The following is a 16,311-nucleotide window of genomic DNA, read 5'->3' on the forward strand; positions in this document are numbered from 1 at the left end:
CGGGTGCTCACCCTTTAACGCGATGTCGAGCTGGATGCCAAACCGGCCGGGCAGACGGTTTCAGACGCCGGGCTAACGCAAATAGAAATCCAGCCTCTGTCGCACAGCTTGGGAAGAATAGATCTGTTCGAAGGACTGCCGCGCCCTTTTTCCCACTGTCGCCCGCAATGCCGGATCGGCTTTGAGATCGGCAAGGATGCGCAACGCCTGTTCAGTCGTCTCGAACAAGAAACCGTTTTCGCCATGCCTTATGTGGTCGGAATAGCCGCCATGGGAATGGCAGACCACAGGCAAACCGCAGGCCATCGCCTCCAACACGACGCGACCGAAGGTCTCCACATGCCAACCGGTGCGATAATAAAACACGTCGAGCGTCTGCAGAAACTCTTCGGCGGAAAATCGGCCGGGTGGGAACAGTTCGAGTTGCGGATGCGGCATGAGGCTGTCCTTGAGCCCTGCCCCGCCCTGAATCCGCAAGGCTGTGCCCTCGGCCAGCAATGTCTCGTAGAGGGGTATGTCATCGGCATGATGTTTGCCCGGCCCGTCGCGACTCAAGCGTCCGACGGTGAACGGACGATCCGAAGCCAGACGCCGGGGTGAAAAACGTTCGACATCGATCAGCGATGGATGCACGACGCCATCGACCCGCAGCATCCGTCTCTGAAAATCGGAAATCAGCACCAGTTCGGCGTCTGGCCAGTTCAGCATGCGGGGCATGCGCGTCGTCAGCGCGATGATTTTCGGGTGAAAGGTATTGAAGACATAGATCAGCCGGCGCGGCCGCGGGATCAGGTAAGGCCACACCTTGTTGCGCCAATGCGAGCCGAGAAAGACGTAGGTGCCGCCATTCGGTACATCCCACTTCGACAGCGAGACGCGGCGAATCGGGAAATTCCGCATCAACTCGCCGGACACGCTGGAGGAGGTTGCCCACAGATGCACCTCGGAATCGGCACTCAACAGCCGGTACAGTTCCAGAGCTTCAAGGTCACTGCCGCCGAAGGGATCCTGAAAGCCGTTGAACAAATGGATCATAATAACTGTGCTTACCTGACCGTTCCCGCCACATGCCCGCCAGCATCAAAAATCATGATCGCATGTCGGCCGGAACGCATAGAAACTCAGGAGTCAGAACCGTTTCTACCAACAACGAAACATCGTCAATGCGGGGGAGTATACCGGCAAGCGGTTGCAGTCCATGGCCTATCGAGCCGGCATGCTATCCGTAAAGATCGGATTTCCTGCACATGACTGTAAGCTCTGAAAGCGTAGAGGAGCGGTCTGCGCTTCCCGATCCAGTAATCTGCAAGTTTCTGCCATCAATGCACGGTGGCAACCCCGGGCGGAGGCGCCGGAGACGTTCCGGCCGGATCGAAGCTGACTTGATCGCGTCCGTTCGACTTGGCCGTGTAAAGCCTTTTGTCGGCAGCGGAGAAGATTTCCTCATAGGTGATCGGGCCGGTAAAGCTTGTGCCGCCGATGCTGACGGAAAGCGGACAAGGCCTGCCGCCGGGTGAGAATTCCATCTCCCTGATACGCCGGCGGATGCTTTCGGCGACCACCCAGGATTGCGAGGGGTCCACGCCGGGCAGAAACACGCCGAATTCTTCGCCGCCGATGCGGCCGACGATATCGCCGCCACGCAGTTGCCCTTTGATCGCCTGCGCTATCAGTTTGAGCGCCTGGTCGCCGCAATCGTGACCCAGGCGGTCATTGATCGACTTGAAGTGGTCGGCGTCGATGATCAGCAGCGCCCCCGAACGGGTCTGCTCCTGCTTTCGGGTCTGCTCGAGATAGGCTTCGACCAGCATAGAGAAGGCGCCACGGTTCAGCACCGCCGTCAGGCTGTCTGTCGCGGCGATGACGCTGAGATCGCGCTGCGCGATGGCCAGCTGGCGAATCTTCCACATCAGGAAAAACAGAAACGAGCCACCCAGCACCAAAGGCAGCAACAAGTCGGTCATCTTCGCCCGCCACACGGCCTCGGGCGAAAGATAGGGGAAATTGAAGGAATCGACGAAGAACGCCACGGCAATGAAGAATGCCGTACCGACTACCGTGACAGCGATCACCCTGCCCCAGCTCGTCGGCGACAGATCGAGCTTCATCGCGTTCAACTCCGTTAGCCGTCGCTACTATGACGTACCAACCCAAACAAATTGATAAGACTTTCCCTCCAATTTCTGTCGGGCGGCGGAATCAAATCCACCCGCCAGCCCCGGTCGGTGACTTGCGACAGAGGCTTGCGCAAACGTGCCACAAGACGGCCGCTGGAAGCAGCCATCCTGTTTCAGAGCTTGAAGGCGTGGGCCAATTGCCGGCCGGGCAAGGGCAAAACGGCGCGCGAACCAGACCGCCCGTCGTCAGTTGAGCGTTGGCTCACTCAGCGCATCGACGACAAAGGATGCCGCGATCAGGTCGTCGGCATCGAGGCGCAGGGAGCCTCCGTCGCCTCCCATGGCTGAAGCCACTTTTTGAAAGGTTTTCATTTCGTATTCCGTGATCCGGGCGTCCTGCATCTTGGCCTTGAGATCGGCGATACGCCGATCCAGAGCCGAAGATATGCCTATTTCTCGCTTCGACATGGCAACACTCCTCCCCACCCTTGTTTGCCTCCCGCCTGTCCACTTTTATATGAGGGTCCTCGAATACAGCGGGCCGAACGCGCTGTGCGCAGGAAGGTTCCGAAAAGGCGGAGTCACGAAATAATACGCTGGCGCCGGGCGGCTGCCCGAGCCACGCCAACGCCTCATCACCGAACAGGATTGGACGGCTTGCGGTATTTGCCGCTGTCGGGGGCGACCCTGCATGAAGAAAGCTGATTCCGCGATTTTGCTATATCAGCCCTAGCTAATCCTTGACGCCGGCAGATGACGCCCCAGAATCAGTGGCATGGCAATAAAGGTCGGCGACGAAGTGGCGGTCATGGCGACGGTGCTGAAGCGCGTCACGGAAGACCGCGTCAGCGTGTCGATCCCCGGTTACAATTTTCCGCATTCGGTCATTGATCCGGCGACCAGGCTGACCAAGGGCCAGCTGATGGAATTATCCCGCGGGGTTACGCGGATCGACGGCGACAAGGTCACGGTATCGCTCGGGACAATGGTCACAGTGGATAGGGACAAGGTGCGCCTGGTGCAAAGCCATGTCCCGCCGAAGCGAAGGGATCTGAGGATGTGAACAAGCGAAGCTCCACCGTTTCAGGGATCCAGCCCCTTACATCCCAGCAGTGCAGAGCCGCACGAGCGATGCTGAAATGGTCGCAGGTGCGACTCGCCGCGAAGTGCGGCCTCAGCGAAGGAACGATTGGCAGTTTCGAGAGCGGACGAAGGATTCCGAGTTCGGCCAAGCTGGCTGCCATCCGTCGAGGGTTGGAGGCAGCAGGCGTGATTTTCGTCAATCAGAAGGCCGCAGTGACCAAGAGCGGTCCGCCTCGTCAAACTATCGGTGGAACATAATTTAGATATCGCTGTTAGAGCGCAAACGGGAGGCGAGCGATGTTCAAACGTGAAATCGGCATTGTTTCGGACTGGTCGAAATTGGTGGCGGACGATCCTCTGATCGCCGCCGATATAGCCCGGCGTTTTTCTGTGCGCGCTTGCAATGACAACGCCGCCGACGACGACGACGTCCCGTGGCCCGGCACCGAAACCCGAAATCCCGACTTTGCCGGCCTCGCGACACCCGCCGAGTATCCTCGGCCGATCGTGCTTCTAGCGACGATCTATGCGTCGACGGTCCTGGGGGTAACGCTGCTTCTGGCGGCGGCGGTTTGAGCGCACGAGGCCCGATGCCGCTCTCTGAAAGCCCATGTCTCCGGTATAAACCGTAACCTATGTGTCCGGAACGGACCGAAAGGCTTGGCGATCCCGACAGGATTCGAACCTGTGACCATCGGCTTAGAAGGCCGGTGCTCTATCCAGCTGAGCTACGGGACCGCTGGCCGGCCTTTGGGCCGGCTGGATATCTTGGCACTGACCGCCGTTCAATGCGTCCAGGGCGTCCTGCGGTCATAGCGGAAATTCTCCGCATAGGAAATCTGGCGGCGCTTGGTCTCTTTCGGCTCTTCGACGCGGAAAGCGAGCCCTTGCTTTTCGGCGTAGGCTACCGCCTCTTCCCGCGTGTCGAAGCTAAGCCTGATCTGGCTTCTCATGTCTGCCGACGTCGTATAGCCCATCAGCGGGTCGATCTTCTTGCGCGTCTCGGGATCGAATTCCAGCACCCAGTGGCCGGTCTTGGCCTTGCCGGACTGCATCGCGGTTTTGGCTGGGCTGAAAATGCGCGCGGACATGGCCACCTCGTTCTTGTGCAAGGCAGCATCGCCACCCTTCGCCCGTCATTACTGCGCAATGCGCACGGCGGCAAGGTTTTTGCTCTCGCAGGTTTTTGCACTTGCCATGCACCACCGAAATGAATAGGCAACAGACCGTTCGGAGTGTAGCGCAGCCTGGTAGCGCATCTGGTTTGGGACCAGAGGGTCGGGAGTTCGAATCTCTCCACTCCGACCATCCCCTCATAGCCCAATGCCCGGCGCAGCCATATGGTCACTTGCTCCGGCTCCGGTCGTGGATTCGTGGCCGGTTCGGCAAACAGGGGTTCAGATGCTTGGAATCGATGCCTGGGTGTCGCTTTTCGGACCGGCCTACTTTGCCTATGCCGGCATCACCGTTCCGTTCATGGTGACGTGGGCAATTGCCTGCGCCGCGCTGGCGATGTGGAACAACCGTGAAAGCCGCAGACAGGCGAGGCAGGCCCCAGGCGCCGTCGTCTCCCGCTCCTGGCGTGTCAGTATCGGAATGTTTGTGCTGGTCGCCGCCGGCTATATCGCCGCTCACTCTGCCGTCTACCTCGCGGTCCGTCATTTCGCCGTAATGTGGCTCTGAGACTGACCTCTCAGCTAAATCTCGAATTCGCCCTGCCCTTCATCCATGGCGTTGACGGTTTCGGCTGCCAGCGCCCTGGTGATCGGCGTCTTGCGTTCGAGCGCGGTCCGGTCGAGCCGCTCCACCACGCGCATCGCTGTCGCCAGCGAGCGCTCGATACGGCGGACCAGATACTGCACGACATGCGGTTCGACCTCGATCTGACGGTCGGCGAACAGTTTCGTGATGACCCCGGCGAGCAGGAGATCGTCGGGCTCATGAATTTCCACTGTCGCCGCCGCTTTCAGCCGTGAGGCGAGATCAGGCAGCGTGACGCGCCAGGCGGACGGGAAGCGGCGCGCCGTCAGGAGCAGCGTCGACCCGGCACCACGCACCGTATTGATCAGATGGAACAGGCCCTGTTCATCGACCGCGCCGGTATCGACATCGTCGATCAGTGCCGGCCGCGCGCCGAGATTGGCAATGCTGTCGCCGATGCGCCTGGCGTCGACCGCCACCGCATTGGCACGCGTGCGCCAGATCGAGGCCAGATGCGTCTTGCCCGAACCCGCGGGACCGGCCAGCACCACCACCGGCGATGGCCAGTCCGGCCAGCGGTCGACCAGCGCCACCGCCTGGTTGTTGGTGCCGGAGACGACGAGTTCGTCGCGCGAATAGCCGGTGCCATGGCCGAGGTCGAGCGGCAACTGGCGTGGCGGGTCGGTTGGCTGGGCAGTCACTTCAGCGACGCGGTTGCGTGCGGTGGCCGCCGCCGCGATCGGCCGGGAGCTGCGGCACAGGTGCCGCGCCGCGGCCCTTGTAGAGCGGCGATTCGAGATAGCGGGCAATGGCGAACCGCACCAGCACGGCGACGGCCGCAGAAGCCGGCACCGCGATCAACAAGCCGACGAAGCCGAACAGCGCACCGAAGGCAAAAAGCGAAAACATCAGCCATACCGGGTGCAGGCCGACGCTCTTGCCGACCAGCCGCGGCTGCAGGATGTTGCCCTCGATGAACTGGCCGATGAAGAACACGACCGCGACCGCGACGATCATCGTCCAGTCCGGCCAGAACTGGACGAAGGCGACGCCGACGGCCAGCACCAGCCCGGTCAGCGATCCGACATAGGGGATGAAGGAAATCAGCCCGGCGAACAGGCCGATGAGGATGCCGAAATTCAGTCCCGTCAGCGTCAGCCCGGTGGCATACATGGCGCCCAGCACCAGGCACAGCGTGCCCTGGCCGCGCACGAAGCCGGCTGTTGCGGTGTTGATGTCACGTGCGATGGCGCGCACGGTCTGGACGTTGTCGCGCGGCACCCAACCGTCGATGACCGCCACCATGCGGTCCCAGTCGAGCAGCATGTAGAAGGCGACCACCGGCGTCACCACGAACAGGCTGACCACCGAGACCAGCGCCATGCCGGAACTCCACAGTGAGGTGAAGACGGTGGTGACCAGGCCGAAGCCCGAGGTCAGCAGCGAATTCAGCCCGTCGCGCAAGCTGTTGGCGTTGACGCCGAACTTCTGTTCCAGCCATTTCGGATCGAAAGAGGTGATCAGGCTTTGCAGCCGGGTCAGATATTCCGGCAATTTGCCGGCGAAATCGGCCATCTGCGTGGCCAGAACCGGAATGAGGATGACGAAGGCCAGCACCAGCACGATGAGGAAGGTGATGAGGATGACCACCGTCGCCATGAAACGGGACAGGCCGAGCCGCTGCAGCCGGTCGGCAACGGGATCGAGGAAATAGGCCAGCACCATGCCGGCGACGAAGGGCAGCAGGATGGCGCTGAAAACATAGAGGAAAAGCGCCAGCAGCGCGGCACCGGCCAGCCAGAAGAAGATCTGCCGGCGAAAGGTCGCGGACGCGGCGATGTCGGCGGCCGCGGCCTCGATCGCTGCCGCTTCTGTCTCAGATGTCCGGAGTGGAGCCTTCGCCATAGCCGCTCATGTGCCTCAGCCAAGTCACGAGATAGGCTGCGGCCGAAGCCACGGTCAAGACCCCGGACAGCAATATGAGGGCTGACCTCAGCGGGTCGAGGTGAACGTCAAGGGCAAGTTCTCCCAGCACAAGCGCGGCCAGCACGATCTGGATCGCGGTGTTGGCCTTCGACACGAACAACGGTTTCATCTCGACCGGATGGGTCATGACGGCGGACAACACCACCGCGCAGACGATCAACGCATCGCGCGACACCATGATGACGACAAGCCACAGCGGCAATTGCCCGATGAAGCTCATGACCACGAACACCGAAACCAGCAGCAGCTTGTCGGCCACCGGGTCGAGATACGCGCCGAGCGTGGACTGCTGGTTGAAACGGCGGGCGATGAACCCGTCGACGCCGTCGGAAATGCCGGCAACGAGGAACCCGGCAAAAGCCCAGTCCCAGCGCGCCTGCAGCATCGCCAGCACCACCGCCGGCACCAGGATAAGGCGCAGGATGGTGATCAGGTTGGGGATGGTCAAATGCTTGGCACCTCCTCTTGGTCGGAGATAGATGATGAAGATGGCGGGTGGCAACAAGAGAGAAGCTGCCGATCTCCCGCACGGGAGAGCGGCTTTCAGCTTGGCTTTCGCCAATCACGAGCGCCTATATGCGCGCCCTGTCCACGGTTTTATGGGCCGAAATGGCCGTTATCCTTGCGGACAGAAACCGTTCATGCGAAGAGCCCGCGACAAGGAAAATTGTTGAACGGGCACCAGAAATGAGCAAGCGCGACGTGAACAAGCGCAAGAACGGGCTCACCTATGCCGAGGCCGGTGTCGATATCGACGCGGGCAATCTCATGGTCGAGAAGATCAAGCCGCTGGTGCGCGCGACGCGCCGGCCGGGCGCCGACGGCGAGATCGGCGGTTTCGGAGGCCTGTTCGACCTCAAGGCCGCGGGCTTTACCGACCCGGTGCTGGTGGCGGCCAATGACGGCGTCGGCACCAAGCTCAAGATCGCCATCGATGCCGGCAAGCACGACACGATTGGCATCGACCTCGTCGCCATGTGCGTCAACGACATCGTCGTGCAAGGTGCCGAACCGCTGTTCTTCCTCGACTATTTCGCCACCGGCAAGCTCGATCCCGACCAGGGTGCCGCGATCGTCGGCGGCATTGCCGAGGGCTGCCGCCAGGCCGGCTGCGCGCTGATCGGCGGCGAGACGGCCGAGATGCCCGGCATGTATCACGGCAATGATTACGACCTGGCCGGCTTTGCGGTGGGCGCCGCCGAACGCGGCCAATTGCTGCCCACCGACGATATTGTCGAAGGCGACGTGCTGCTGGGCCTGGCTTCCTCCGGCTTGCACTCGAACGGATATTCGCTGGTGCGCCGCATAGTCGCCGTCAGCGGTCTGTCGTGGAGCGATCCGGCGCCGTTCAACGACGAGGCCACTCTGGCCGAGGCGCTGCTCGAGCCGACCCGCATCTACGTCAAGTCGATTCTCAAGGCGATCCGCAACACGCATGGTATCAAGGCGCTCGCCCACATCACCGGCGGCGGCTTCCCGGAAAACATCCCGCGCGTGCTGCCCAAGGATTTTTCGGCCGAACTCGATCTCGAGGCGATCGACGTTCCTGCGGTGTTTTCGTGGCTGGCCAAGACCGGCGGCGTGGCGCCGGAAGAGATGATGCGCACCTTCAATTGCGGCATCGGCATGATCTTGGCGGTCGCGTCCGGCCAGGCAGCACAGGTCGCCGCCGTGCTGCAGGAGGCCGGCGAGACGGTGACGCCGATCGGCCGCATCGTGCCGCGCCGCGACGCCGGCGTCATCTATCGGGGCTCGATCGGCCTATGAACGCGCAGAGGAAACGCACCGTCGTCCTGATCTCGGGGCGCGGCTCCAACATGACCGCGCTGATTGCCGCGGCCAGCGACCCGGCGTTCCCGGCCGAGATCGTCGGTGTCATTTCCGACAAGGCGGACGCCGCCGGGCTCGGCATCGCCAGAGCGCGCGGCATCGCCACGCAGATCGTCTCGCGTGCCGACCATGGCAGCAAGCAGGCGCATGACGCGGCAATAGACGCGGCGCTCGCGGCCTTCAACGCCGAGATCGTGGCGCTGGCCGGCTATATGCGCATCCTCACCCCCGGCTTCGTCCAGAGATGGCAGGGCCGCATGATCAACATCCACCCTGCCCTGCTGCCGGCGTTCAAGGGGCTCGACACCCATGTGCGCGCACTGGCCGCCGGCATCCGCATCCATGGCTGCACCGTGCACTTCGTCACCTCCGAGATGGATGACGGTCCGATCATCGCACAGGCGGCCGTGCCGGTGATGGTCGGCGACACCGCCGATACTTTGGCAGCCCGCGTGCTGAAGGCCGAGCACCGGCTCTATCCGCTGGCATTAGGACTGGTTGCCGAAGGCAAGGCGCGCATGGAGGCCGGCCGCACCGTGCTTGCCCACTTCGCCGACGATGCCGACAACGGCACTTCGGTGGTGATGGCCCCCGACCCGCTGCGCGAGGAAACCGACCTCGAGCATCTGGCGCGCATCACGCCGTGAGGCGAGAGCGTGACGATGAAACAGCTTCTCCTGCTTCGTCACGCCAAATCCAGCTGGGACGACCCTGGCCTTGATGATTTCGACCGGCCTTTGGCCGAACGCGGATCGAGGGCAGCCCGGTTGATGGGGCGCGAACTTGCGGCGCGCGGCTGGCTGCCGGACCTGGCGCTGGTGTCGCCGGCGCTGCGCACCCGTGAGACCTGGCGGCTGGTGGCGGCCGAGTGGCCCATGGAGGCGCCTGTCGAATTTGTCGAAGCGCTCTACGAAGCGACGGCGGCGGACATTCTCGCCGGGCTGCGCAAGGTAAAGGCCGCAACCAACACCATTCTGTTGCTGGGCCACAATCCCGGCCTGGAAGAATTCGCACGACGCCTTGCCGGTTCGCAATCGGATGGCTCCGCTCGGAACCGGCTTGAGGAAAAATTCCCGACCGCGGCGCTGGCCCGTTTCACCGTTGACACCGACTGGACGGATCTCGCCTTCGGCGGAGCGCGGCTGACGCATTGCCTCAGGCCGAAGGATCTCCGCTAAGACCTGTCCCGCACGGCTTCGTCCCATGCAAAACGACGCGTCGGGCACGTTGCCGATCGCATGTTCCAGCGAAGCCGCCCTGGTTGGGAACCAGACCGCATATAGCGAGTTTTTCCACATGGGCCGCCGATAATCGAGCGAACCGGTCCGCACGTGCGCCATCCCGCTGACTGAACTCGCGAGCCGGAAATGACCGGATCTCCCCTGCGCAAAACCGCCTGGCGGTCTCACGAACTGCAAAGTCATGAGGCCATCCGTGTCGTCGGCAGCCGCGAGCACAATCTCAAGAACGTCAGCATCGACATTCCAAAAAAGCTGATCACCGTTTTCACCGGCGTCTCGGGTTCGGGAAAGTCCTCGCTGGTATTCGATACAATCGCGGCGGAATCGCAGCGCCAACTCAATGAGACCTTCAGTTCCTTCGCCCGCCATCGCCTGCCGCACTATGGACAGCCAGACGTGGATTTGATCGAGAATCTGGCGGTGGCGATCGTTGTTGATCAGAAGCGCCTAGGCGGCAATGCCCGCTCGACCGTCGGCACAGCCACCGACATCCAAGCCCTGTTGCGACTGTTGTTTTCCAGGGTCGGCGAACCATTTGTCGGCCTGTCCAGCGTCTTTTCCTTCAACCATCCGGACGGCATGTGCCCGCGCTGTGAGGGGATCGGCGCCATCACCACGGTTGATGTCGACGCACTGCTCGACCGCTCGAAATCACTCAACGATGGCGCTATCCGCTTCCCGCTTCTCGCTGTCGGCAGCGCGCGCTGGAAGCGCTATGTGCTGTCGGGTTATTTCGACAACGACAAGAAACTCGAAGACTACAGTCCCGAGGAATGGGAGCTTTTGCTGAATGCCGAGCCACACAAGCCGCCGCATCCGGCCAAAGGCTGGTGGGCGAGTTCGATGTATGAGGGGCTGATCCCGCGCTTTCACCGCAGCTTTCTGCACAACCGGTCGAGTTCAGACCGGAACGAGGCGCTGGAGAGCGTGGTGACCAGCGGGCTATGCCCGGATTGCCATGGGGCGCGGTTGCGGCCGGAAGTCCTGGCATGCAAGATCAACGGCAACAGCATAGCCGACCTTGCCGCCATGCCGGCCAGCGATCTTGTGCCCATTGTCGCGGAAATTTCCACGACCGCGGCTGTGCCGATCGTCGCGGCGCTCTGCGCCCGACTTGACCACATGACTGGCATCGGGCTCGGCTATATCAGCATGGACCGGCAAACATCGACGCTATCGGGCGGGGAATCGCAGCGCGTCAAAATGCTCCGGCATCTCGGCAGCAGTCTCACCGATCTGACCTATGTGTTCGATGAACCGAGCATCGGTTTGCATCCGCGCGACGTCAACCAGATGATCGCGCTGCTACGAGAGATCCGCGACAAGGGCAACACTGTGCTGGTGGTCGAGCACGATCCTCAGATCATCGCCATCGCCGACCATGTCATCGATATGGGTCCGGGCGCGGGCGAGAGTGGTGGGCGCGTCGTCTTCGAGGGCAAGGTGGCCGATCTCGAACGATCCGACACTTTAACCGGCCGCTTCATGAAGGCCCGACCGCACCCGAAAGCGGTGCTGCGCCCCCCGACAGGCTGGTTGAAGCTGCGCAACGCCAACCTCCACAACCTCAAGAACGTCAGCGTCGACATTCCACAAGGGGTGCTCACTGCGGTCGTCGGCGTTGCCGGTTCGGGCAAGAGTTCACTGATCAACGGCGTGTTCTCGCGTCGCTACCCCGACGCCGTATGCATCGACCAGGGTGCGCTGGGCGGCTCCATACGCTCGAACACGGCGACCTATACAGGGGTCCTCGACCCAATCCGAAAACTATTCGCCGAAGCCAATAGCGTCGGTGCCTCTTTGTTCAGTTCCAACTCGGCCGGGGCCTGTCCGGGGTGCAAAGGGCTCGGTGTCACCCGCATGGATATGGCCTTCATGGACACCATCGTCAGCGCTTGCGAGGTCTGCCACGGCCGACGGTTCACCGACGCGGTGCTCGCTTACAAACTTCGCGGCAAGAACATCGACGACGTGCTGAGCATGAGCGTTTCAGACGCCCAGCGCTTCTTCCACGAGCCGGACATCCGCCCGGCACTCGACCGGGTGGCCGAGGTCGGCCTTGACTACATGACGCTTGGCCAACCCCTGAGCAGTCTCTCTGGCGGTGAACGCCAGCGCATCAAGCTGGCAACGGAGTTGCAGAATACCGGACGCATCTTCATCCTCGACGAGCCGACAACAGGGTTGCACATGTCGGATGTCGCAAGGCTGGTCAGGTTGATGGGGCGGCTGGCCGACAGCGGCAACACGTTGCTGGTGATCGAGCACAATCTCGACGTCATCACACAAGCCGACTGGATTATCGAGATGGGTCCGGGCGCCGGGCAGAATGGCGGCAGCGTTATCTTCAAGGGCAATCCGATCGAGATGATCAACTCGGAAACGTCTCAGACGGCGCCCTGGATCAGGGCGGGTGCATCACTCGAAACCTGAATTATGGATGTGGAGCACTTTTCCGGCGCCCGGCGAGCTTTAGCCGACTGCTCGTCATTTCGAAATATTTTCCCAACGCATAAAACAAGAGCGGCGGGCAAAGCCCACCGCTCTTTGTGGTCGCAGACTTCAGAAAATCAACGACCCCAGATGCCCTGGCCCGACTGAGCCGGTACCTTGGCATTGGCATCACCCTGCGTCTTTACGGACTTCGGGATCGAGCCGGTGTGTGTGGTGTCGATGTTGGACACGGACTGGTTCGCAACCGGCTGGTTGGCATTGTAAGAGCCATAATTGTCGCTGCCGGCAAAAGCGGTGCCCGTGGCGACGAGGATGGCGGCGGCGGTAAGAGCGATCTTGGTCATTTTATTTACTCCTGAATTCAAGATTGGGTTGATATCGGCAGTCGCGATTAGCGGCCGAAGAGATTGCGGTCAGCGCCCTGCGACGCTGGGGCCTGGACGGTCTGTGTCGACTTCGAGGTCGAAGCGGTGACCGAATGGTCGACAGTGACGGCAGGCTGATTGGCGTTGGCCGAGCCATAGTTGTCGCTGCCGGCAAAAGCAGTCCCCGTGGCAACGAGGATGGCGGCGGCGGTAAGAGCGATCTTGGTCATTTTAGTTACTCCAGTATTTCTTTGTTCTGTCCGTCTGGTGGCGTGCCCTTGGGAGGAATTTCGCGTCGCTCGGACCACCCCGAGATGGGTTTGCCCTGCCGCGGATTCCAATCACGAAGATGTTCCTCCGCAGCTTGAATCCGGGCCTTGAAATTTGGCACAGGCCCCCGGCGGTCATAATTTTATTGTTCGAAATCAAATCTTTAGTGAGATTCTTCTCCCACTATCCGAGGCCGACAACCAGGCCAGCGTTCACCATCTGCTATACAGTCCGTCAACAGAAATCGAACCGAACGGTTCGGTTTGAAGAGACCTGACCCCTCCAGCGTTCTTTTTTCGGTGCGGAGGTGGACGAGATATGGGTGCGTACGTCCAACCGGGACGACAAACCGGCCGCTATAGGCCGGTCATGCCCAGCACGTCGCGCATGTCATATTCGCCTGGCGGGCGTCCCTCGAGCCAGAGCGCGGCGGCGATGGCGCCGCGTGCGAACATGACGCGGTCGCCGGCTGCATGCGACAAGGTCAAGGTCTCGCCCTCGGCGCAGAAGCTGACGCTGTGTTCGCCGATGATGCTGCCGCCACGCAGCACCGCAAAGCCAATCTCGCCGGTCGGCCGCGCGCCGATGACGCCGTCGCGTGCAAGCCTTGCGACCGTGTCCAGGTCGATGCCGCGTCCGCCGGCTACGGCATGGCCCAGCATCAACGCCGTCCCCGATGGCGCATCGACCTTGTGGCGATGGTGTGCCTCGACAATCTCCACGTCCCAGTCATCGGGATCGAGTGCCCTCGCCGCCTGCTCGACCAGCCCGACCAGCATGTTGAGCCCGAGCGAAAAGCTGCCGGAGCGCACGATGGCAATCGTTTTCGCGGCGTCGGCGATAGCAGCCAATTCAGCAGCATCGAAGCCCGTCGACCCGATGACCAGGGACGGCCCGCCGCGCTCGGCGCAAATGCTGGCCAGATCAGCCGAGGCAGCCGGCGTGGTGAAGTCGATGACCACGTCGGCCACGGCAAGCGCCTCGTCGCGGCTCACCAGCCCTTGGCCGATACTGCCCGGCCGGTGGAAGCGGGCGGCGAGCGCCAGCCGCGCGTCGCCGTGCACGGCGGACGCCATCTCGCGGCCCATGCGGCCCAGCGCACCCGCTATGGCGACCCTGACCGGTGGTTTCAACATGGGGCGCTATCCCGCAGCTATTTCCACATGCCGCGCATGCGCGCGCCGATGTCGACGCGCACCTCCGGCCGAGCCGCCCTGCCCTGTGCCGCCTGTGCGCTCGGCCAGGACACCTGCTGGAACGCAGCCAGGATCGAAGCCGGGATGAAGCGGGTGCGCGAGGCATAGAGATGGCGGTCGCCGCGCGCCGCCTGGCCGTGCGGAAAGAAGCGTTGCGGCATGACCAGGTTGAGATTGTCCTTGGCCCGCGTCATCGCCACGTAAAGCAGCCGGCGCTCCTCCTCGATGTCTTCCTTGGTGCCGACGCCGAGATCGGCCGGGATACAGCCGTCGACCGTGTTGAGCACGAAGACGTTCTTCCATTCCTGGCCCTTGGCCGAATGGATGGTCGACAGGATCAGATAGTCCTCGTCGCGATGCGGCGGCCCGGCCTGGTCACTGGTGGCGTCTGGCGGATCGAGCGTCAATTCTGTCAGGAAGCGTTCGCGCGAAGCATAGCCCGAACCGATCTGCTCAAGTTGCAAGAGATCGGCGCGCCGCGTCGTCGCATCCTCGTGGATGCGCTCCAGATGCGGCTCATACCACAGCCTGATCTGTTCGAGGTCGGCAGGCCATTTGGCGCCGGCGCGCAGGCCGGAATAGAGCGAGACGAAGCCCGGCCAGTCATCGGCGGCGCGTTGCGGCGGACGCCAGCCGGCCAGCCCCATCGCCTCGTCCAGCGCCGTCGTCATGGTCTCGACGATCTGCGCGGCAGCCGAAGGGCCGATGCCCGGCATCAGCTGCAGCACGCGGAAGCCGGCGACCCGGTCGCGCGGGTTTTCGGCAAAGCGCAGCACCGCCAGCACGTCCTTGACATGGGCGGCATCGAGGAATTTCAGCCCGCCGAACTTGACGAAGGGAATGTTGCGCCGCGTCAATTCGATCTCCAGCGGGCCGCTGTGGTGCGAGGCGCGAAACAGCACCGCCTGCGATTTCAGTGCCGTGCCGGCCTCGCGCTCGGCCAGGATGGTGTCGCAGACGAAATTGGCCTGCTCGACCTCGTCGCGCACGGTCACCAGTTTTGGCCTGTCGGTCGACTTGCGCTCCGACCACAGGTTCTTGGTGAAGCGCTCCGAGGCTTCGCCGATCACCGCATTGGCGGCCGCCAGGATGGTTTCGGTCGAGCGGTAATTGCGCTCCAGCATCACGACGTCGGCGGCTTGCGCGAACTGGTTGGGGAAGTCGAGGATGTTGCGCACCTCGGCGGCGCGGAACGAATAGATCGACTGCGCATCGTCGCCCACCACCGTCAGCCCGGCGCCGTCGGGTTTCAGTGCCATGAGGATCGAAGCCTGCAGGCGATTTGTGTCCTGGTATTCGTCGACCAGCACATGGTCGAAACGCCCGCCCAGATGCGCTGCTATCTCGGGCTCCGCCGCCATCTGCGCCCAGTAGAGCAGCAAATCGTCGTAATCGAGCACGTTTTGCGCCTGCTTGGCCTCGACATAACCGGCGAACAATTGTTTCAGCTGCTCGGCCCAACCCGCGCACCAGGGAAAGGCGGAACCCAACACCTCGTTGAGCGGCGCCTGTGCGTTGACGGCGCGCGAATAGATGGCAAGGCAGGTGCCCTTGGTGGGGAAACGCGCTTCCGTCTTCGAGAAGCCGAGTTCGTGGCGGACCAGGTTCATCAGGTCGGCGGAATCCTCGCGATCATGGATGGTAAAGGCCGGGTCGAGGCCGATCTCCAGCGCATAGTCGCGAAGCAGCCGCGCGCCGATGCCGTGAAAGGTTCCCGCCCAGGTCAGCGCATCGGTGATGACAGCTGCATCACGGCCGAGCACTTCGCCGGCGATACGCTCGACGCGCCTGGCCATTTCGGACGCGGCGCGGCGCGAGAACGTCATCAGCAGGATGCGGCGCGGGTCGGCCCCCTTGACGACCAAATGGGCGACGCGGTGAGCCAGCGTGTTGGTCTTGCCCGAACCGGCGCCGGCAATGACCAGCAGCGGACCGGCTATCTGGCCGTCGCCGTGCTCGACTGCCTGGCGCTGGGCATCGTTGAGCCGGGCGAGATAGGCAGGCTGGACGGTCGGGTCCCGAAAGGTCGAATCAGCAGTGGCGAGGTTCATCGCCCATCAAGCATCGT

19 protein-coding genes and 2 tRNA genes are annotated in these 16,311 nt (G+C 62.6%); 9 read left to right on the forward strand and 12 right to left on the reverse strand.

What is annotated here, in order from left to right; all coding sequences use genetic code 11:
• Window positions 1-72: 72 nt before the first annotated feature.
• The 3 genes from AC0L3E_RS27445 to AC0L3E_RS27455 all read right to left on the reverse strand — a co-directional run bounded on the left by AC0L3E_RS27445 (window position 73) and on the right by AC0L3E_RS27455 (window position 2,585).
• Entirely contained in the window at window positions 73-1,035 is a 963-nt protein-coding gene (locus AC0L3E_RS27445; protein WP_128307598.1) for a glycosyltransferase family 4 protein, read from the reverse strand.
• Window positions 1,036-1,319: 284 nt separating this feature from the next.
• A complete protein-coding gene (locus AC0L3E_RS27450; RefSeq protein ID WP_127381232.1) occupies window positions 1,320-2,108 on the reverse strand; it encodes a GGDEF domain-containing protein in 789 nt (262 codons plus the stop codon).
• Between the two features lie 255 nt (window positions 2,109-2,363).
• Window positions 2,364-2,585 (reverse strand): hypothetical protein, encoded by a 222-nt coding sequence (locus tag AC0L3E_RS27455; protein ID WP_127319259.1) that lies wholly within the window; start codon window positions 2,583-2,585, stop codon window positions 2,364-2,366.
• A gap of 307 nt (window positions 2,586-2,892) precedes the next feature.
• On the opposite strand from AC0L3E_RS27455, the gene AC0L3E_RS27460 reads away from it, so the two are divergent.
• From AC0L3E_RS27460 to AC0L3E_RS27470, 3 genes are read left to right on the forward strand one after another with little or no spacing between them, the layout of a single operon-like run.
• Window positions 2,893-3,180 carry a hypothetical protein gene (locus tag AC0L3E_RS27460; RefSeq protein WP_473606062.1) on the forward strand — a complete coding sequence of 96 codons (288 nt, stop codon included), beginning with the start codon at window positions 2,893-2,895 and terminating at the stop codon, window positions 3,178-3,180.
• A complete protein-coding gene (locus tag AC0L3E_RS27465) occupies window positions 3,177-3,458 on the forward strand; it encodes a helix-turn-helix domain-containing protein (protein ID WP_127270073.1) in 282 nt (93 codons plus the stop codon). Before AC0L3E_RS27460 ends, AC0L3E_RS27465 begins: the two co-directional genes overlap by 4 nt.
• 39 nt (window positions 3,459-3,497) lie before the next feature.
• Entirely contained in the window at window positions 3,498-3,776 is a 279-nt protein-coding gene (locus AC0L3E_RS27470; protein ID WP_127381231.1) for a hypothetical protein, read from the forward strand.
• Window positions 3,777-3,861: 85 nt separating this feature from the next.
• Here the strand turns inward: AC0L3E_RS27470 and AC0L3E_RS27475 are convergent.
• Window positions 3,862-3,938: transfer RNA gene (locus tag AC0L3E_RS27475), tRNA-Arg, on the reverse strand.
• Between the two features lie 47 nt (window positions 3,939-3,985).
• A complete protein-coding gene (locus tag AC0L3E_RS27480) occupies window positions 3,986-4,291 on the reverse strand; it encodes an ETC complex I subunit (protein WP_023812590.1) in 306 nt (101 codons plus the stop codon).
• A 140-nt stretch (window positions 4,292-4,431) separates the two neighbouring features.
• Here AC0L3E_RS27480 and AC0L3E_RS27485 point away from each other — a divergent pair.
• Both AC0L3E_RS27485 and AC0L3E_RS27490 read left to right on the forward strand, forming a co-directional pair.
• A tRNA-Pro gene (locus tag AC0L3E_RS27485) sits at window positions 4,432-4,508 on the forward strand.
• A gap of 93 nt (window positions 4,509-4,601) precedes the next feature.
• The gene (locus AC0L3E_RS27490) at window positions 4,602-4,883 is read left to right on the forward strand and encodes a hypothetical protein (protein ID WP_292567475.1); all 282 of its coding nucleotides are present in this window, start codon (window positions 4,602-4,604) and stop codon (window positions 4,881-4,883) included.
• A 14-nt stretch (window positions 4,884-4,897) separates the two neighbouring features.
• Here the strand turns inward: AC0L3E_RS27490 and hdaA are convergent, their stop codons facing one another.
• From hdaA to AC0L3E_RS27505, 3 genes are read right to left on the reverse strand one after another with little or no spacing between them, the layout of a single operon-like run.
• Window positions 4,898-5,602 carry a DnaA regulatory inactivator HdaA gene (gene hdaA / locus AC0L3E_RS27495; RefSeq protein ID WP_127381229.1) on the reverse strand — a complete coding sequence of 235 codons (705 nt, stop codon included), beginning with the start codon at window positions 5,600-5,602 and terminating at the stop codon, window positions 4,898-4,900.
• Between the two features lies 1 nt (window position 5,603).
• Window positions 5,604-6,806: an AI-2E family transporter gene (locus AC0L3E_RS27500; protein ID WP_127270784.1), complete on the reverse strand. Its 1,203-nt coding sequence runs from the start codon at window positions 6,804-6,806 to the stop codon at window positions 5,604-5,606.
• Window positions 6,778-7,335 (reverse strand): CDP-alcohol phosphatidyltransferase family protein, encoded by a 558-nt coding sequence (locus AC0L3E_RS27505; protein WP_127331266.1) that lies wholly within the window; start codon window positions 7,333-7,335, stop codon window positions 6,778-6,780. The genes AC0L3E_RS27500 and AC0L3E_RS27505 overlap by 29 nt, the downstream gene beginning before the upstream one ends.
• 239 nt (window positions 7,336-7,574) lie before the next feature.
• On the opposite strand from AC0L3E_RS27505, the gene purM reads away from it, so the two are divergent.
• The 4 genes from purM to AC0L3E_RS27525 all read left to right on the forward strand — a co-directional run bounded on the left by purM (window position 7,575) and on the right by AC0L3E_RS27525 (window position 12,391).
• Window positions 7,575-8,654 carry a phosphoribosylformylglycinamidine cyclo-ligase gene (purM, locus tag AC0L3E_RS27510; RefSeq protein WP_027037916.1) on the forward strand — a complete coding sequence of 360 codons (1,080 nt, stop codon included), beginning with the start codon at window positions 7,575-7,577 and terminating at the stop codon, window positions 8,652-8,654.
• Entirely contained in the window at window positions 8,651-9,364 is a 714-nt protein-coding gene (gene purN / locus AC0L3E_RS27515; RefSeq protein WP_127270790.1) for a phosphoribosylglycinamide formyltransferase, read from the forward strand. Before purM ends, purN begins: the two co-directional genes overlap by 4 nt.
• Before the next feature lie 15 nt (window positions 9,365-9,379).
• On the forward strand, window positions 9,380-9,895 hold the full coding sequence (locus AC0L3E_RS27520) for a SixA phosphatase family protein (RefSeq protein WP_473606063.1): 516 nt from the start codon (window positions 9,380-9,382) through the stop codon (window positions 9,893-9,895).
• Between the two features lie 189 nt (window positions 9,896-10,084).
• Entirely contained in the window at window positions 10,085-12,391 is a 2,307-nt protein-coding gene (locus AC0L3E_RS27525; protein ID WP_473606065.1) for an ATP-binding cassette domain-containing protein, read from the forward strand.
• A 137-nt stretch (window positions 12,392-12,528) separates the two neighbouring features.
• On the opposite strand, the gene AC0L3E_RS27530 is transcribed toward AC0L3E_RS27525, so the two are convergent.
• The 4 genes from AC0L3E_RS27530 to AC0L3E_RS27545 all read right to left on the reverse strand — a co-directional run bounded on the left by AC0L3E_RS27530 (window position 12,529) and on the right by AC0L3E_RS27545 (window position 16,294).
• Window positions 12,529-12,756, reverse strand: coding sequence for a DUF680 domain-containing protein (locus AC0L3E_RS27530; RefSeq protein WP_127270735.1), 228 nt, complete (start codon window positions 12,754-12,756; stop codon window positions 12,529-12,531).
• Window positions 12,757-12,803: 47 nt separating this feature from the next.
• A complete protein-coding gene (locus AC0L3E_RS27535; RefSeq protein WP_256745615.1) occupies window positions 12,804-13,007 on the reverse strand; it encodes a DUF680 domain-containing protein in 204 nt (67 codons plus the stop codon).
• Between the two features lie 396 nt (window positions 13,008-13,403).
• Window positions 13,404-14,183, reverse strand: a complete 780-nt coding sequence (gene dapB, locus AC0L3E_RS27540; protein ID WP_473606066.1) for a 4-hydroxy-tetrahydrodipicolinate reductase — start codon at window positions 14,181-14,183, stop codon at window positions 13,404-13,406.
• Window positions 14,184-14,200: 17 nt separating this feature from the next.
• On the reverse strand, window positions 14,201-16,294 hold the full coding sequence (locus AC0L3E_RS27545) for an ATP-dependent helicase (RefSeq protein ID WP_127269823.1): 2,094 nt from the start codon (window positions 16,292-16,294) through the stop codon (window positions 14,201-14,203).
• Window positions 16,295-16,311: the final 17 nt, after the last annotated feature.

The organism is Mesorhizobium sp. WSM4822 (genome assembly GCF_055811155.1).

What these genes read in the sequence shown, in the direction of transcription:
- AC0L3E_RS27460 (WP_473606062.1), top strand. Translation starts at nt 2,893, where the DNA reads ATGGCAATAAAGGTCGGCGACGAAGTGGCGGTCATGGCGACGGTGCTG.
- AC0L3E_RS27500 (WP_127270784.1), bottom strand. Translation starts at nt 6,806, where the DNA reads ATGGCGAAGGCTCCACTCCGGACATCTGAGACAGAAGCGGCAGCGATC.
- AC0L3E_RS27535 (WP_256745615.1), bottom strand. Translation starts at nt 13,007, where the DNA reads ATGACCAAGATCGCTCTTACCGCCGCCGCCATCCTCGTTGCCACGGGG.
- AC0L3E_RS27490 (WP_292567475.1), top strand. Translation starts at nt 4,602, where the DNA reads ATGCTTGGAATCGATGCCTGGGTGTCGCTTTTCGGACCGGCCTACTTT.
- AC0L3E_RS27520 (WP_473606063.1), top strand. Translation starts at nt 9,380, where the DNA reads ATGAAACAGCTTCTCCTGCTTCGTCACGCCAAATCCAGCTGGGACGAC.
- purM (WP_027037916.1), top strand. Translation starts at nt 7,575, where the DNA reads ATGAGCAAGCGCGACGTGAACAAGCGCAAGAACGGGCTCACCTATGCC.
- AC0L3E_RS27455 (WP_127319259.1), bottom strand. Translation starts at nt 2,585, where the DNA reads ATGTCGAAGCGAGAAATAGGCATATCTTCGGCTCTGGATCGGCGTATC.
- AC0L3E_RS27545 (WP_127269823.1), bottom strand. Translation starts at nt 16,294, where the DNA reads ATGAACCTCGCCACTGCTGATTCGACCTTTCGGGACCCGACCGTCCAG.
- purN (WP_127270790.1), top strand. Translation starts at nt 8,651, where the DNA reads ATGAACGCGCAGAGGAAACGCACCGTCGTCCTGATCTCGGGGCGCGGC.
- AC0L3E_RS27530 (WP_127270735.1), bottom strand. Translation starts at nt 12,756, where the DNA reads ATGACCAAGATCGCTCTTACCGCCGCCGCCATCCTCGTCGCCACGGGC.
- AC0L3E_RS27445 (WP_128307598.1), bottom strand. Translation starts at nt 1,035, where the DNA reads ATGATCCATTTGTTCAACGGCTTTCAGGATCCCTTCGGCGGCAGTGAC.
- AC0L3E_RS27525 (WP_473606065.1), top strand. Translation starts at nt 10,085, where the DNA reads ATGACCGGATCTCCCCTGCGCAAAACCGCCTGGCGGTCTCACGAACTG.
- dapB (WP_473606066.1), bottom strand. Translation starts at nt 14,183, where the DNA reads ATGTTGAAACCACCGGTCAGGGTCGCCATAGCGGGTGCGCTGGGCCGC.
- AC0L3E_RS27470 (WP_127381231.1), top strand. Translation starts at nt 3,498, where the DNA reads ATGTTCAAACGTGAAATCGGCATTGTTTCGGACTGGTCGAAATTGGTG.
- AC0L3E_RS27480 (WP_023812590.1), bottom strand. Translation starts at nt 4,291, where the DNA reads ATGTCCGCGCGCATTTTCAGCCCAGCCAAAACCGCGATGCAGTCCGGC.
- AC0L3E_RS27450 (WP_127381232.1), bottom strand. Translation starts at nt 2,108, where the DNA reads ATGAAGCTCGATCTGTCGCCGACGAGCTGGGGCAGGGTGATCGCTGTC.